Annotated in this window: 15 protein-coding genes and 1 pseudogene; 7 read left to right on the top strand and 9 right to left on the bottom strand. The window is 63.8% G+C overall.

All coding sequences use genetic code 11. The features are described from left to right. Nucleotides 1–4: 4 nt before the first annotated feature. Genes H3Z74_RS11875 through H3Z74_RS11865 form a run of 3 tightly spaced genes read right to left on the bottom strand, consistent with a single transcriptional unit; the run spans nucleotide 5 to nucleotide 2,334 of the window. Nucleotides 5–925, bottom strand: a complete 921-nt coding sequence (locus H3Z74_RS11875) for a formylglycine-generating enzyme family protein (protein WP_229727038.1) — start codon at nucleotides 923–925, stop codon at nucleotides 5–7. Then, complete coding sequence (locus H3Z74_RS11870) at nucleotides 922–1,698, bottom strand: hypothetical protein (RefSeq protein ID WP_187764067.1); 777 nt, start codon at nucleotides 1,696–1,698, stop codon at nucleotides 922–924. Before H3Z74_RS11870 ends, H3Z74_RS11875 begins: the two co-directional genes overlap by 4 nt. A gap of 27 nt (nucleotides 1,699–1,725) precedes the next feature. Further along, nucleotides 1,726–2,334 (bottom strand): TetR/AcrR family transcriptional regulator, encoded by a 609-nt coding sequence (locus H3Z74_RS11865; protein WP_229727037.1) that lies wholly within the window; start codon nucleotides 2,332–2,334, stop codon nucleotides 1,726–1,728. A gap of 94 nt (nucleotides 2,335–2,428) precedes the next feature. Between H3Z74_RS11865 and H3Z74_RS11860 the strand changes: the two genes are divergently transcribed. The 5 genes from H3Z74_RS11860 to H3Z74_RS11840 all read left to right on the top strand — a co-directional run bounded on the left by H3Z74_RS11860 (nucleotide 2,429) and on the right by H3Z74_RS11840 (nucleotide 8,286). Next, nucleotides 2,429–4,078: a sulfatase-like hydrolase/transferase gene (locus H3Z74_RS11860; RefSeq protein ID WP_187764066.1), complete on the top strand. Its 1,650-nt coding sequence runs from the start codon at nucleotides 2,429–2,431 to the stop codon at nucleotides 4,076–4,078. A gap of 182 nt (nucleotides 4,079–4,260) precedes the next feature. Next, nucleotides 4,261–5,094, top strand: coding sequence for a diacylglycerol/lipid kinase family protein (locus tag H3Z74_RS11855; RefSeq protein WP_187764065.1), 834 nt, complete (start codon nucleotides 4,261–4,263; stop codon nucleotides 5,092–5,094). After that, nucleotides 5,091–5,876 (top strand): metallophosphoesterase family protein, encoded by a 786-nt coding sequence (locus H3Z74_RS11850; RefSeq protein ID WP_187764064.1) that lies wholly within the window; start codon nucleotides 5,091–5,093, stop codon nucleotides 5,874–5,876. Before H3Z74_RS11855 ends, H3Z74_RS11850 begins: the two co-directional genes overlap by 4 nt. A 224-nt stretch (nucleotides 5,877–6,100) precedes the next feature. Further along, a complete protein-coding gene (locus H3Z74_RS11845; protein WP_187764063.1) occupies nucleotides 6,101–6,787 on the top strand; it encodes a DUF4166 domain-containing protein in 687 nt (228 codons plus the stop codon). After that, nucleotides 6,784–8,286, top strand: a complete 1,503-nt coding sequence (locus H3Z74_RS11840) for a TIGR01777 family oxidoreductase (protein WP_187764062.1) — start codon at nucleotides 6,784–6,786, stop codon at nucleotides 8,284–8,286. Before H3Z74_RS11845 ends, H3Z74_RS11840 begins: the two co-directional genes overlap by 4 nt. Before the next feature lie 44 nt (nucleotides 8,287–8,330). Here the strand turns inward: H3Z74_RS11840 and H3Z74_RS11835 are convergent, their stop codons facing one another. The 4 genes from H3Z74_RS11835 to H3Z74_RS11820 all read right to left on the bottom strand — a co-directional run bounded on the left by H3Z74_RS11835 (nucleotide 8,331) and on the right by H3Z74_RS11820 (nucleotide 11,130). Beyond that, nucleotides 8,331–8,834, bottom strand: coding sequence for a hypothetical protein (locus H3Z74_RS11835; protein ID WP_187764061.1), 504 nt, complete (start codon nucleotides 8,832–8,834; stop codon nucleotides 8,331–8,333). 82 nt (nucleotides 8,835–8,916) lie between these two features. Beyond that, nucleotides 8,917–9,465, bottom strand: a complete 549-nt coding sequence (rpsI, locus tag H3Z74_RS11830) for a 30S ribosomal protein S9 (RefSeq protein ID WP_183112301.1) — start codon at nucleotides 9,463–9,465, stop codon at nucleotides 8,917–8,919. After that, on the bottom strand, nucleotides 9,465–9,944 hold the full coding sequence (gene rplM, locus H3Z74_RS11825; RefSeq protein ID WP_034158053.1) for a 50S ribosomal protein L13: 480 nt from the start codon (nucleotides 9,942–9,944) through the stop codon (nucleotides 9,465–9,467). The genes rpsI and rplM overlap by 1 nt, the downstream gene beginning before the upstream one ends. Nucleotides 9,945–10,092: 148 nt before the next feature. Next, nucleotides 10,093–11,130, bottom strand: coding sequence for a COX15/CtaA family protein (locus H3Z74_RS11820; protein ID WP_187764060.1), 1,038 nt, complete (start codon nucleotides 11,128–11,130; stop codon nucleotides 10,093–10,095). A gap of 141 nt (nucleotides 11,131–11,271) precedes the next feature. On the opposite strand from H3Z74_RS11820, the pseudogene H3Z74_RS11815 reads away from it, so the two are divergent. Both H3Z74_RS11815 and H3Z74_RS11810 read left to right on the top strand, forming a co-directional pair. Beyond that, nucleotides 11,272–11,663 (top strand): annotated as a pseudogene (locus H3Z74_RS11815) (MerC domain-containing protein). 44 nt (nucleotides 11,664–11,707) lie between these two features. Beyond that, nucleotides 11,708–12,178, top strand: coding sequence for a Fur family transcriptional regulator (locus H3Z74_RS11810; RefSeq protein ID WP_187764283.1), 471 nt, complete (start codon nucleotides 11,708–11,710; stop codon nucleotides 12,176–12,178). A gap of 518 nt (nucleotides 12,179–12,696) precedes the next feature. Here the strand turns inward: H3Z74_RS11810 and H3Z74_RS11805 are convergent. After that, entirely contained in the window at nucleotides 12,697–13,392 is a 696-nt protein-coding gene (locus tag H3Z74_RS11805; RefSeq protein WP_187764059.1) for a hypothetical protein, read from the bottom strand. Beyond that, nucleotides 13,389–13,985, bottom strand: coding sequence for an ASCH domain-containing protein (locus H3Z74_RS11800; RefSeq protein ID WP_187764058.1), 597 nt, complete (start codon nucleotides 13,983–13,985; stop codon nucleotides 13,389–13,391). The genes H3Z74_RS11805 and H3Z74_RS11800 overlap by 4 nt, the downstream gene beginning before the upstream one ends.

The raw sequence follows: 13,985 nt of genomic DNA, 5'->3' as shown, positions 1-13,985 counted from the left end.
GGCGTCAACGGTTCGGTGGCGGCTTGCGGTTATCGACCAGGCGGAAACCGATATGGTCGGTGCCGAGCCCGCGTTCCTGGAATTGCCGCGCGGCGGGGCGATAGCGCGCGCAGTAATTGCCGGCGCAGAGATAGGAACCACCCTTGATGACATGCATGTCGGGCGCCGGGCCGGCAGCGTTGCTGGTCCATTCCCAGACATTGCCGATCATGTCGTGCAGGCCATAGCCATTGGCCGGGAAGCAGCCGACCGGCGCGCGGCCCTTGTACCCGTCCGTGCCGAGGTCGCGCTGCGGGAAGACTCCCTGATAATAATTGGCGGTGGGCTTGCCGTCGGCGGCGACCGGTTCGGGCAGCGCGCTTTGCCCGCCACGTGCGGCATATTCCCATTGCTCTTCGGTTGGCAGTTCCTTCCCCGCCCAACGCGCATAGGCGACGGCATCGTCATAGGCGATCTGCACGACGGGGTCGGCCTCATGACCGGCGATCGACTCTTTCGGCCCGGACGGGTGCCGCCACTGCGCACCGACCGCCCAGCGCCACCAGCGCGGATCGTCCTGCGAGGGCACGGTAAATACCGCAGACCCGGGTACGCGCATGTCGGGCGGCGCATCGGGCAGCACGGGCGGGTTGCGTTCGGCAAGCGTGCGGTATCCGGTCGCCTTCACGAAAGCCGCGAACTCGGCATTGGTCAATTCATGCGTATCGATCCAGAAGCCCTTGATCGCGATTGTCCGCGCCGGGCCTTCCTCGGGATAATAGGGATCTTCGCCCATGATGAAGTTGCCGCCGGGGATCCAGCGAATCGATGGGGCAGGGTCGGCGCAGCGGGCGGGCTCGGCGGTATCGGGCGCTCGGCCGCATGCGGCGAGCGACAGGATCGCCAGCGCCACGACGAGCCGGAACGATAGGGGGGCGAGGGTCACTCGGTATAGCGCAGCCAGAGATGTGAGCGCCCGACGATCGCCCGCATCACCTCGTTCAGCCGCTCGATCTGTCCACTCATATTGTACAGGGCACAGAAATCGGCTGCGATCGGTCCGATCGTCGCCGCATCGGGCGGCACTGCCCGCAACAGCCCGAGATAGGAGGCGCCGATGCCGATCAGCTCATAGCCATGAACTTGGGTGAAATGCCGCGCGACGGCCGTGGTCAAGGCGGGACGGAGATCGCACACGAAATAGCCATTGGGAAAAGCGGCAAGCGCGTCATGGCCCTGCTCGGCCGGCACGAGCATTGCCGACAATGGCTGATCGAGCAGCGATACGGGATCTCCCTGGTATTCGATCCACTCCGCCCAGCCTTCCTCATCGAGCGTGAGGCCATGACCGCAGGCATCGGTGAACGATGCATCGGCCACCATTCTCGCAAAGTTGCGCGCGCGGATCGGGAATTCGGCCTTGGTAGTGAGGTAGCCCAGATGCTCGCCATTCTCGAAGCGCTCCGGCGGCAGGTTGCTGAGATCGGCGCCGCTCGTATCGTCGAGATTGAGGACATCGCTGATATGGCCCGAGGTGTAGCTGGCCTGGGGAAAGTCATCGAGCGTCAGCAATGGCCGGAACCCGGGATGATCGGCGGCGATCCGCCGATACGCGGCAACCAGCTCGGCGAAAACGGTGATCCCGCTCAGCCGATATTCGTCGCACAGCCCGCCCGACGGGTTGGCGCGCTCTTCATCGCCGCAGAACCGGACGTCCATCGTCTTGCCTCCCCGGGGTCGCGCGGATCAACCGTCGCTTTGCTCAAGAACGGCATCGACCAGCCGCAGAAACACCGCCCGTGCCTCCGCCACGCCAAGCTCCTGGTCATGGCGCAGGACGCGCCAGCACTGGAAGCTGAGCGACATGTGCAGGACGTTGCTTTGCACCGGATCGGCGAGCAGCGCTGGCGGCAGGATCGCCTCGATCGAGCTGCGTTCGATGCGCAGCATGCGGCGATAATCCTGCATCAGGAAAGCCGACTGGAACCGCTTCAGGCTGGCGGTGATGCGATAGGGCAGGATTGCCTCATACACTTCGCAGCGCCGCGCTGCCAGTTCGCGCAGCTGTTCGCGCCAGCTGCTGGTGGTGAAGGGCCTGAGCATGACCGGCAGCACACGTGCCTCGATCGCCTCGGACATTTCACGGTAGAGCGAATCCATATCGTCGAAATGCCGGAAGACGGTGCGCAGCCCGACCCCGGCAGCCTCCGCCACCCGTGCCGCGCTCGGCTGGACATCGCCATTGCCGACCAGGTCGAGCATCGCCGCGACGATCTTTGCGCGGCTCGACACGCTGCGCTCGCGGCGTCCGTCGGGCGATCGGGATTTCGGGCCGGATGCCGGGGGCGTTGCCATGCGTAAGATCGAACTCCGGACCAGCTGTTAAAATGGCACTATACGCGCCAATAGATTGGTGGCAATGACGCATCATAGAAGGGGAGGGACGATGATGCCAGTCGCAAGCCGGCGCGCAAGGCGCGGTGTCGCGATGCTTGCCATCGCCGCGCTGGTCGTGGCGGGCGGCTATGCCCTGTTCCAGCACTACAAGATCTATCTGCCGGGCATCATCGGCCAGTGGCGTGAGCCGATCCTCGCCAATCGTCCGGTGGCGTGGGCGCAGGGGCCTGCGGTCGCACCGGTTGGCAAGCGGCCACCCAATATCATCCTGATCCTCGCCGACGATCTCGGCATGAACGATATCAGCCTGTATGGGCGCGGCGTCGCCAATGGTGCGGTGCCGACGCCGAACATCAACGCGATTGCCGCGCAGGGGCTGAACTTCACCACTGCCTATGCCGCCAATGCGACCTGTTCGCCATCGCGCGCGGCACTGATGACGGGCCGCTATCCGACGCGCTACGGCTTCGAATATACTGCCGTGCCGCCGAGTTTTGCCGCCAATCTCGCACATTCGGGCGGGCCGTCGCCTTATCCCATCATCTATCACCGCGAACTCGACCATGACCTGCTCGACTATCCCGAGATGGGCGTGCCGACGAGCGAGATCACCATCGCCGAAGTGCTGAAGGCGCGTGGTTATCACACCATGCATATCGGCAAATGGCATCTGGGCGAGGCCAAGGCGCTGCGGCCGACGGGGCAGGGCTTCGACGAGAGCCTCGGCTTTCGCGCCGGCGGGGGCATGTACATGCCCCCGGACGATCCGGGCGTGGTGAATGCCAAGCTGCCCTTCGACCCAATCGATCGCTTCCTGTGGCCCAATCTGCCTTATGCGGTCTATTGGGGCGACGATCAGCGCTTCAAGCCAGTCGGCCATGCCACCGATTATTTCACCGACAATGCGCTGAAGGCGATCGAAGCGAACCGCAACCGGCCCTTCTTCCTCTACCTCGCCTATAACGCGCCGCACACACCGCTTCAGGCGCTGAAGCGGGACTATGACGCCCTGCCGCAGATCAAGGACCATACGCAGCGTGTCTATGGCGCGATGATCCGGCAGATGGATCGCCGCATCGGTGACGTAATGGCGAAACTGAAGGCGCTGAACCTGGACAACAATACGCTGGTGATCTTCACCAGCGACAATGGCGGGGCGTGGTATACCGGGATTCCCGATCTCAACGCGCCGTATCGCGGGTGGAAAGCGACCTTTTTCGAAGGCGGCATCCGCATCCCGATGATGATGCGCTGGCCCGGTCATATCGCGCCGGCGACGACGCCGGTGATCGCGGACCATCTCGACATCTTCGCGACGATCGCGGCTGCGGCCGGAGCAAAGGTGCCGAGCGACCGGCCGATGGACGGCTTCGATCTGCTCGGCCCGCCACCGAAGCGCGATGCCTTGTTCTGGCGGTCGGGCGATTACCGCGCGGTGCGGCAGGGCGACTGGAAGCTGCAGGTGTCGAAGCGGCCGGACAAAGCCTGGCTGTTCGACCTCGCCACCGATCCGACCGAACAGGTCGACCTCGCCGCGCGCGAGCCGCAGCGCGTCGCGGCGCTGCGCGCGATGATCGAGCGGCACAATGCCGGGATGGCAAAGCCGCTCTGGCCGGGATTGATCGAGGGGCCGGTGCGGATCGACGTGCCGATCAACGCACCGTGGAGGCGAGGCCAGGAGTATGTCTACTGGGCGAACTGACCTGCCTCTTTGAATGTCGCGCTGAGCTTGTTTCAGCGTTCGAGCGAGAGTGTGTCGGGGGAGGCACATTCTTCGGCTGGCCGGGGGGCAAGCCTAAGCTCGAGCGCTGAAACAAGCTCAGGGTGGCGGGATTTGTGGTCGAATGACGAGACTTTAGCGCCGGTGATGCGTTCGGGGTCGCAATGAAAAACCTGTGGTTCATCACCAATCCATCCTCCGGCTCCGCCACGCCCGAGAAATGCGCTGCGATCGAGGCGGTGTTCGCGGAGCGCGGGCTGACCCTGATCGGACGAACCGGCTTTCCGGACGAGAAGCTGCCGACCCCGCAATCACTCGATTCGGCGAACGTCGATACCGTCGTGCTGTTTGCCGGCGACGGGACGATCAATGCGGTGGTCGGCGCGCTGGCCGAGTGGGGCGGCGCGATCCTGATCCTGCCGGGCGGGACGATGAACCTTCTCGCAAAGGCATTGCACGGTACCGCCGATCCCGCTGCGATCATCCATGCCGCGCATGAGGGCGGCGAGAAGGTCGCGCTGCCGTTCGTCGAGGCGGGGGCGCGTCGTGCGCTGGTCGGGTTGATCCTCGGCCCCGCCGCGAGTTGGGTGCGGGCGCGGGAGATGGTGCGGTCGGGCAGGATTCGCGGGCTTGGCCGGGCGATGCTGACGGCGTGGCGGCGCACCTTTGCGCGCGGGATCAAGCTGGAAGGCGTGCGGGGCTTGCGCGAGCGCGCCCAGGCGGTGTTCGTTCGCCCCGAGGTCGATCATCTCGATGTTGCGGCGGTCGACGCGCGCGATTTCCGTTCGATCACCGCACTTGGCTGGGAATGGCTCACTGGCGACTGGGTGGCGGCCGCCGCTGTCACCCAGGTTCGTGCGACAGTGATCCGCATTGCCGGGCACAAGCCGGCACTTGCCCTGTTCGACGGCGAGCCGGTGATGCTCGAGCCGGATATCCCGATCACTGGCGGGATGACTGCCCGGCAATTCCTGAAGACGATAAAGGCAACAGGATGAACGGGAGGACGATCCGGCTGTTCCATGTCAGCGATGTGCATTTCGGGCGAGAAGATCGCGCGGCGATCGCCTGGTTCGAGCGTCTCGTCCATGCCGAGCGGCCCGATGCGGTTATCATGACCGGCGATCTGACAATGCGTGCCCGGCACCGGGAATTCGCCGCCGGGCTGGCCTGGCTACAGGGCCTTGGTGTGCCGACCACGGTCGAGGTGGGCAACCACGACCTGCCCTATTTCAACCCGATCGCCCGTTTCTTCCGGCCCTATCATCGCTACGAGGCGGTCGAGCGAATGATCGAGCAGCCGCTCGACCTGCCCGGGATCATGATCGTGCCGATGGTCACTACCGCGCGTTTCCAGTGGCGGCTCAACTGGTCGAAGGGCCTGGTGAGCCGCCGGTCGTTGCAGCAGGCGTTGGCGCTGGCGGAATCGGCACCGGTCGGCACCTTGGTGTTCGTCGCGTGCCATCATCCGCTGATCGAACCGCGCACCAGTGCGACATCGGCGACGCGGGGTGGAGCGGCGGCGTTCTCCGCGCTGGCCAGGGCGGGCGTAGCGGCGGTGCTGACCGGCCATGTCCATGACCCGTTCGACATCGCGCATGAGGTCGAGGGGCGTAGGGTGCGGATGATCGGCGCGGGCACGCTGTCGGAACGGCTGCGCGATACGCCGCCGTCGTTCAACGAAATCCGGGTGGAAGGCGGCCGGTTCGATGTGAAGCTGCGCACGCTGAGCTCTGAGCCGGATGCGGTGTTGCCCAAGGAGAAGGCGGAGCCGGTTTAAGGCGCCGCACTCTTGGATATCATTCTGCCGCAGGGTTGCCCGGGCGATGCCGCATCCGTGTACGGCCAATGAATCCCGGAGCTATCGGTAACGGAAGTTCGGTGAACTGCGTTTCGAATCTGCTCTGCATTGCCTGTTAAGCCTCATCGCTCGTCAGCAGCTCTTGACTCTCTATTTGATCTGTAGTTTCTGTTAAAACAGAAATATCGGAATAGGAGGAAGAAATGGCAAGCCTGGCCAACATCCCCGCAGCGGCGCTCCTCCGCCATCCCGCGCCGCGCAACACGACCGTGGTCGACCCCCGATTCCGTCAGATGCTCGGCGATCATGCCTGGGCGTCCCTGCCGCCGAGCGTCCGGGCGCGGTTCGGGCGCAAGGCGCTCGCCACACAGACGATCAACTATGTCGGCGAAGTCAGCGAGTGCCGCATGAACCTGGCCGGACGCATCCTTGCCAATCTCTGCCGGCTGGTTGGCGCGCCCTTGCCGCTCAATACCGATACCGGGGTCGCGGCCGCAGTCTGCGTGACCGAGGATGCAGCGGGTCGCGGCCAGTTCTGGACCCGGCAATATTGCCGTCGCAGCGGCTTTCCGCAGATCATCCACAGCTCCAAGCGCTTCGCCGGGCCGACCGGGCTCGAGGAATATCTCGGTATGGGTTTCGGCATCGCGCTGGTGCTCAAGGTCGAAGCGGAAGTATTGTATTTCGACAGCGACCATTATTTCTGGCGCGCCGGGCCGCTCAGATTGAGGCTGCCGAAATGGCTCGCACCGGGGCGGTTGCGGATCGGTCATATCGATTGCGACCATGGCTGGTTCGCTTTCACTCTGGCGCTCGATCATCCCTGGTTCGGGACGCTGGTGCGCCAGACCTGCCAGTTCACCGAATATCGTCCGGGAGAGGCACGATGAACGATCCTGTCTTCGTCACGCTATTGTTCGCACAGGTCGTCATGGGCGGGTTCGACACCGTCTATCACCACGAACTGACTCAGCGCCTCGCCTGGAAGCCGGGCCAGGCGACCGAACTGCGCCTGCACGGCGTGCGCAACATGATCTATGCGCTGGTCTTCCTGATGCTTGGCTGGACCGAGCCCCATGGGCTGGCGGCGATGTTGTTGATCGGCGCGTTGTCGGTCGAACTCGGCATCACCTTGTGGGATTTCGTCGAAGAGGACCGGGTTCGCGCACTGCCCGCCAGCGAACGCGTGACGCATACAGTATTGACGCTCAATTACGGCGTGCTGCTGGCGATGCTCGCGCCAACGCTGGTGGCGGGTGCAAGGCAGCCGACGGCGCTCGTCGTGCAGGCGCATGGCATTGTCTCGCTCCTGCTGACAGTTTCGGCAATCGGGGTGATGATATGCGGCATTCGCGACCTGTTCGCGGCGGCGCGCAATCATCGCCTCGATGATACACCGGCAGGTGAACTTGCGGCTATGCTCGGCCCGCGCAAGGCAGTCCTGGTCACCGGCGGCACCGGGTTTGTCGGTCGCCGGCTGGTCGCGGCTCTAGTCGCGGCAGGGCATGACGTCACCGTGCTGACCCGCGACGCGCGTCGTGCGCTCGGACTGGTGACGCCGCTGAGGATCGTCACCGACCTGGCCATGCTGCCCGACGACTTTCGTTGCGATGTTGCGATCAACCTGGCCGGAGAGCCGATTGCAGCGAGGCGCTGGACGGCGAAACGGCGGGAATTGCTGATCGGCTCCAGGCTTGAGGTGACCCGTGCCTTGCTGGCCTTGGTGGCGCGGTTGGAACGCCGCCCCGAAGTTTTGATCAGCGGCTCCGCGATCGGCTTTTATGGCATCGACGATAAAGGTGCGATCGACGAGAGCGTTGGGCAGGGCAAGGGCTTCGCCGCTGAACTTTGCGCACGGTGGGAGACAGAAGCGCGACGCGCCGAGGGGCTTGGCGTGCGCACCGTGCTGCTGCGTACCGGGCTGGTGCTCGGCAATAGCGGTGGAATGCTGGCCGGCCTGTTGCCGATCTTCGAGACGGGGCTTGGCGGCCCGGTCGGCAATGGCCGTCAGATGATGAGCTGGATCCACCGCGACGATCTGGTGCGGCTGATCATCGCGGCTGCCGCCGATGCGGAAATCCATGGCGCACTGAATGCGACCGCACCCAATCCGGTGAGCAGTGCCGCCTTCGCAAAAGCGTTGGGCAAGGCCCTCCATCGTCCCGCGATCTTGCCGCTGCCTGCCGCGCCGTTACGGGTTGCAATCGGGGGCCTGGCTGAAGAGCTGCTGCTCGGCGGACAGAAGGTGTTGCCGGTAAAGGCGATCTTCCATGGCTTCCGGTTTCGCTATCCGCGCATCGAACAGGCGCTTGGCGATTGTGTCGGTCATCTGCCGGAGCGGCTCACGATGCCGGCCAGGCCGTTTGTCGAGGCGCGGCTGTTGCATTGAGCGAAGGGGAGACGAACCCGCCCCGCCGCGCGTGGGCAGGTCCCTCAGCGGAGCCAGCGCTGCATATGGGGAAAGGGCAGCGTGCCCTCTTCCGCGGCCCTTCGGGTATCGAACGCCAGGCCGAAATATTGCAACATCGGCAGGCCGACATAGGTGCCCTCGGCAAACAGGCCGGCCATGTGGCCGCCGCCGCCGCGATAGCCGCCGTCATGGAACACGATGCGGGGATCGAGATCCATCGCCAGCGCCGCCGCATAGGACCAGCATATCGCCGACATCTCCTCGCCCGGATCGGGGCTGACCATGTGCAGGGTCGGTCGTTTTTCGGGCTCGGTCACTGCGATATGCCCGGCTTCGTGCAACAGGTCGCCGGGCCAGGTAAGCTGGGCGGGGTCGACGATCAGCACGCCGTCGCGGATCGTCATGCCCGGCATGAAGGTTGTATCGTCCAGCGCGGCGATCGCAGTTGGGATACCGACACCTTCGATAAAGGCGAGGATCCGTTCGGTGGTGGCATCCGGGGCAAGGGTCGGTGCGGCTGTATCCATGCGCCAGCCTAACCCAATCCCGCGCAACGAAAAAGGGCGGCCCGCTGCCGGACCGCCCCTTCGCGTTTGATGGCGAGAAAGCTTAGCGCTTCGAGAACTGGAAGCTACGACGGGCCTTCGCCTTGCCGTACTTCTTGCGCTCGACCGTACGGCTGTCGCGGGTCAGGAAACCAGCGGCCTTGACCGGCGCACGCAGGATCGGCTCGAACTTGGTCAGTGCCTGGCTGATGCCGTGCTTGACCGCGCCGGCCTGGCCCGAAAGGCCACCGCCCTTGACGGTGCAGACGACGTCATAGGCGCCGTCACGCTCGGCGACGCCGAACGGCTGGTTGATCACCAGGCGCAGCGTCGGACGTGCGAAATACACCTCCTGGTCGCGGCCGTTGATGGTGATCTTGCCCGAACCCGGCTTGATCCACACGCGGGCGACGGCGTCCTTGCGGCGGCCGGTCGCATAGGCGCGGCCCTGCTTGTCGAGGATCTGCTCGCGCAGCGGCATCGGCTCACGCACGACGACCGGAGCGGCCGGTGCGTATTCGTCACCGGCGAGAACCGGGGCCGAGGACGCGACAGGTGCCGGCTGGTTGGTCAGGCCGGCGAGATCGGAAAGGGACTGGCGATTGTCGGACATCAGTTGCCCACCTTGTTCTTGCGGTTCATCGAGCCGATGTCGAGAACCTCGGGATTCTGTGCTGCGTGCGGATGCTCTGCACCAGCGAAGACGCGCAGGTTGCGCATCTGCTGACGGCCGAGCGGGCCACGCGGAATCATCCGCTCAACGGCCTTTTCGATGATCCGCTCCGGGAAACGACCCTCGAGGATCTTGCCCGCTGCGACGCCCTTGATGCCGCCGGCGTAGCCGGTGTGGCGGTAATAGATCTTGTCCTTGAGCTTGTTGCCCGTGAAGCGGATCTTGTCGGCGTTGATGACGATGACATTGTCACCGCAATCGACATGCGGGGTGAAGCTCGGCTTGTGCTTGCCGCGCAGGACATTGGCGATGATCGACGCTGCGCGACCGACCACCAGGCCGTCGGCATCGACGATATGCCACTTCTTTTCCACTTCGTGCGGCTTGGCCGACTTGGTGGTCTTCATCAGCGCCTTCATGGGGCCAGGACCTTTATCGTTGAAACGGAACGCGCCGCCCGATGAGGAGCGGCGCGATTGAGGCGGCTAATGATCGCAGGGCTTGTGAAAGTCAAGCAATCTGCGGGTTTCCTGACGGGTATTATAATACCAGGTTGACGACTGATCCTTATAACGCTCGTTTACCGATGGCATGTGCCGCGGATGTCGCTGCGATCAGCAGCAGCGCGGCATTGACCTGATGCGCGACGGCGATGTCGATCTGCACGCCGCTGAGCAAAGTGAAGATGCCCAGCAGGATCTGGAAGATGACCAGCGCGATCACCGCATAGGCCGAGCGCCGCGCGCCCGCACTCGCCGCGCGCCACGCCAGCGTCAGCAGGCCGGCGGTGGCGACAAAGGCGAACCAGCGATGAATGAACTGCACCACGACCGGATTGTCGACCGCATTGGTCCAGGCCGGCGTGGTCATCGGCACGCCGGCTGGGAACAGCGTGTCGCCCATCAGCGGCCAGCTCGCAAAGGCATAGCCGGCGTCGAGCCCTGCGGTGAACGCGCCGAACACGATCTGGACGAACAGCAGTAGCAGCGCCGTTGCGGCGAGCGGGGTGAAGCGTGCCGGCGTACTGAGCCGGTGCCGGGCGACGGCGCGCAGATCCATCGCAGTCCAGATGATGCCCGACAGGATCACCAGGGCGGTCACCAGATGCACCGCGAGCCGGATATGGCTGACATCGGTGCGCACCGACAGGCCGGAGGCGACCATCCACCAGCCGATCGCGCCCTGCAGTCCGCCGAGGGCAAGCAACGCGGTCAGGCGCCAGCCATAGCCGGCCGGAATGCGCTTCCGCATCGCGAACCAGATCAACGGCAGCGCGAACGCCATGCCGATCACGCGGCCGAGCAGGCGGTGCAGATATTCCCAGAAGAAGATCGCCTTGAACCCGGCGAGTGTCATGCCCTTGTTGAGCAGCTGATACTCCGGAATGCGCTGGTAATTGGCGAATTCGGCCAGCCATTGTTCCTGAGTCAGCGGCGGAATGATGCCGCTGATCGGCTTCCACTGGGTGATCGACAACCCCGACTCGGTCAGCCGGGTAATGCCGCCGACCATCACCATCAGCACGATCAGCGCGGCGACCGCGAACAGCCAGATCGAGACGGTGCGGGGACGCGCGGGATAAAGGGTCGAGGACGCTTGCAACATGCCGTGCGCCTAGCGCGAAACCGGTCGCGCGTCGATTGCCGAAGGCGCATCGTTCCGGCGCATCGTTAATGTCCGTTTCGGAACGAAAAACGTCGATGATATATTGTAACTCCTGCCTTTCTGTGCCACATCGGCTTCACGATGTCGGAACAAGTCTATCCTCGGTATCTCGGCTGGATCGAGTCGCATGCTGATCGCCTGGCGATCGGCCTGTCCGGGCTGTGCATGGTGCATTGCCTGACCAGTGCGGTTCTGTTTGCGCTGCTGTCGACCGCGGGGGGCTGCTGCTCGCGCCGATCTTCCATGAAGTGGGGCTGACCATCGCGATCGGCTTCGGCATCATCGCGCTGGGCCGCGGCATTATCACGCATGGCTATATGATGCCGGCGGCGGTCGGATCGATGGGGCTTGGTATCATGGCGGGCGCGATGAGCCTGCCGCATGACGGCAGCGGCGGCGAGACGATCTGGACTCTGGTCGGCGTCGGTATTCTCGCGCTCGGTCACGATCTCAATCGCCGCGCGGTCAACTGAGCGCCACCTTGCCGATTGGCGCGACAACGCCTAGATTCATGCCCATGGCCGCCCATCATCACCATCACGAACCGCAAGGCGCCGATCTCGCCAAGGCCGCGCAGGCGACGCTCGAGAAATCGGGCGAGCAATGGACTGCGATGCGCGAGCAGATCTTCAAGGCGCTGGCCAGTTTCGACAAGCCGGCATCGGCCTATGACATTGCCGAGGCGGTGTCGAAGGCCGAAGGGCGCCGCGTCGCCGCCAACAGCGTCTATCGCATCCTCGACCTGTTCGTCGCGTCGAACCTGGCGCGCCGGGTCGAAAGCGCCAATGCCTATGTCGCCAATGCGCACCCCGATTGCCTGCACGACTGCATTTTCCTGGTCTGCGACAGTTGCGGGCAGACGGTGCATATCGATGACGATCATATCACCAAGGGCGTCCGCTCCGCCGCGGCCGCAACCGGTTTTTCGCCGGTGCGCCCGGTGATCGAGGTGCGTGGCACCTGCGCCGAGTGCGATACGCCGAACTAAGCCAGCGCTTCGCATCTTAATATAGCGACCATGGTCATGTGCGATGCTGCTCGTCGGCGGGGTCGCGGCGATGTTGTTTTTCTCCGACAATAAGAAAGAGCGCGTTGGTATCAGTCCGGCAGGGACGGTGCATGCCCGATCTCGTGCGGTGGTTGAATCGCCGCGCGCGACACGGTTGCGGAGATAAGCGGCGACAGCGACCTCTGGCTCGTCAGGCGGATTGAGCCATAAGAGCGTGGCTCTCGCGTGCTGACGTTGAGCCTGACGAGACGTTTTCAAGCGAGATATGGGACACCGGAATGTGCCATATTTTGAGCCGTCATTCCGGCGAGGGGGTGGAGATATGGGACACCGGAATGTGCCATATTTTGAGCTGTCATTCGGGCGAGGAGGTAGAGATATGGGACACCGGGATGTCGCATATCTCAGGCCATCGCCTCGGTATCGATTGTGAAATATTACAGTTTTATATCAGATACTTATACTTGATGTTGTGCCGGCGGAGCAGGCCGGCCCGGTCAGAAGCCTGCCGCAACTTCGCGCATCGCCGGCGCACTGGGACCGATCTTCTCGATGCGGATCGCGGCCCGATTGTCCGGCAGATAAAAGTCCGCATCGAACGCATCGATGCCCATGGCTTTCAGATAGGCATCCAGCATGTCGAGCGTAAAACGGCTCTGGATCTTGCGTTGCGCATAGCGTGCCGGATCCTCGAATGGTTGAACCGCGCCGGCCGTGCTGAAGCTCCATTTATATCCGTCATAGGTCGATGCTACCGAGCGGATATAGTTCAGGAACTCGGTCTTGTGCGGCCCATAGATCTCCAAAATCGTCGCACCGAATAGCTTGTCTTCCGGCGCATGGGGGTTGGCCGTCGCCCGGACGCCCTCGCAACCAAGTTGCTGCGCGAGAAAGGAAACGGGTGCGAAAACATCCGTTCCGTCATGTCCATTATCGAGGAACGCAGTCCATGCGGAATGGGTCGGCAGAAACAGGAAGCGTCTCGTCTCTACACTGGTGAGCGGCAGCAACGACCTGAGTGCGTTCGGCAGCGGCCCGCTGACCGACTGCTGGGCCAGCCGCACGCCGCGCTTTTCCTGAATCCCGACCTGCCAATCCAGATAGGCGCGTGCGGCGCGATCCGGATCGCATTTCAGGAAGCCGATGGAGTTGGTGACCGGAGAAAAACGATTGTCGAGCAGGAAGCTTGTCACGTGCCACCGCCGTTTCCTGATGCGGGGAAAAGCCGCGGATAAACCACCCGGCCGCGATCGGAGAGCCGATAGCCGCTGTGCAGGCTTTCTGTCAGGCCGAGCTCCTTGAGCAATCTGATCTTCCGTTTCAGCGCCAGCTTTTCAATGCCAAGGCTATCGGCGATTTCGGCGGCGGTCCGTCCATCGCGCTCGCTGATCAGGCGGAGCGCCTGAGCCGTCCACGCACCGGATCGGTCGAGCAAGGCCAGTCGTGCCTGCAACGCGGCCACACCATGATCGTCAAGCTGATCATCCTGGCGGAGAGCATCGCGTGGGTCGGGGCCGGACAGATGGAATTCGATCCGGTAGGCCGTACCGTCCCGCCTTTTGGCGAGATCGTTCACGAGCCTCTCGCGTGAGTCGAATCCGGCCCGCCGAGCCTCATCGTCCGAGATTTCCGTGATCTCGATTGCCCTGACATCCCCGATCGCGAGTACGCCGATCGCTGTTCGCAACGAACCGCCCGTGCGCACCGTTGGTCTGGTCCAGTGCCGGAAGGCGAGCGTTACCCGACCTTCCTTGATGCCATCAAGAATATGGCTTTTAAACAGCAT

This window comes from Sphingomonas alpina, assembly GCF_014490665.1.
Taxonomy (GTDB): Bacteria; Pseudomonadota; Alphaproteobacteria; order Sphingomonadales; family Sphingomonadaceae; genus Sphingomonas; species Sphingomonas alpina.
This window is presented reverse-complemented; position numbering and strand designations above follow the sequence as displayed.

Excerpts from the sequence above, each read along its gene's own strand:
- rplM (WP_034158053.1), bottom strand. The coding sequence starts at position 9,944 with ATGAAGGCGCTGATGAAGACCACCAAGTCGGCCAAGCCGCACGAAGTG.
- H3Z74_RS11810 (WP_187764283.1), top strand. The coding sequence starts at position 11,708 with ATGGCCGCCCATCATCACCATCACGAACCGCAAGGCGCCGATCTCGCC.
- H3Z74_RS11835 (WP_187764061.1), bottom strand. The coding sequence starts at position 8,834 with ATGGATACAGCCGCACCGACCCTTGCCCCGGATGCCACCACCGAACGG.
- H3Z74_RS11850 (WP_187764064.1), top strand. The coding sequence starts at position 5,091 with ATGAACGGGAGGACGATCCGGCTGTTCCATGTCAGCGATGTGCATTTC.
- H3Z74_RS11800 (WP_187764058.1), bottom strand. The coding sequence starts at position 13,985 with ATGCTGTTTAAAAGCCATATTCTTGATGGCATCAAGGAAGGTCGGGTA.
- H3Z74_RS11840 (WP_187764062.1), top strand. The coding sequence starts at position 6,784 with ATGAACGATCCTGTCTTCGTCACGCTATTGTTCGCACAGGTCGTCATG.
- H3Z74_RS11865 (WP_229727037.1), bottom strand. The coding sequence starts at position 2,334 with ATGGCAACGCCCCCGGCATCCGGCCCGAAATCCCGATCGCCCGACGGA.
- H3Z74_RS11855 (WP_187764065.1), top strand. The coding sequence starts at position 4,261 with ATGAAAAACCTGTGGTTCATCACCAATCCATCCTCCGGCTCCGCCACG.
- H3Z74_RS11820 (WP_187764060.1), bottom strand. The coding sequence starts at position 11,130 with ATGTTGCAAGCGTCCTCGACCCTTTATCCCGCGCGTCCCCGCACCGTC.
- H3Z74_RS11860 (WP_187764066.1), top strand. The coding sequence starts at position 2,429 with ATGCCAGTCGCAAGCCGGCGCGCAAGGCGCGGTGTCGCGATGCTTGCC.
- rpsI (WP_183112301.1), bottom strand. The coding sequence starts at position 9,465 with ATGTCCGACAATCGCCAGTCCCTTTCCGATCTCGCCGGCCTGACCAAC.
- H3Z74_RS11870 (WP_187764067.1), bottom strand. The coding sequence starts at position 1,698 with ATGGACGTCCGGTTCTGCGGCGATGAAGAGCGCGCCAACCCGTCGGGC.
- H3Z74_RS11845 (WP_187764063.1), top strand. The coding sequence starts at position 6,101 with ATGGCAAGCCTGGCCAACATCCCCGCAGCGGCGCTCCTCCGCCATCCC.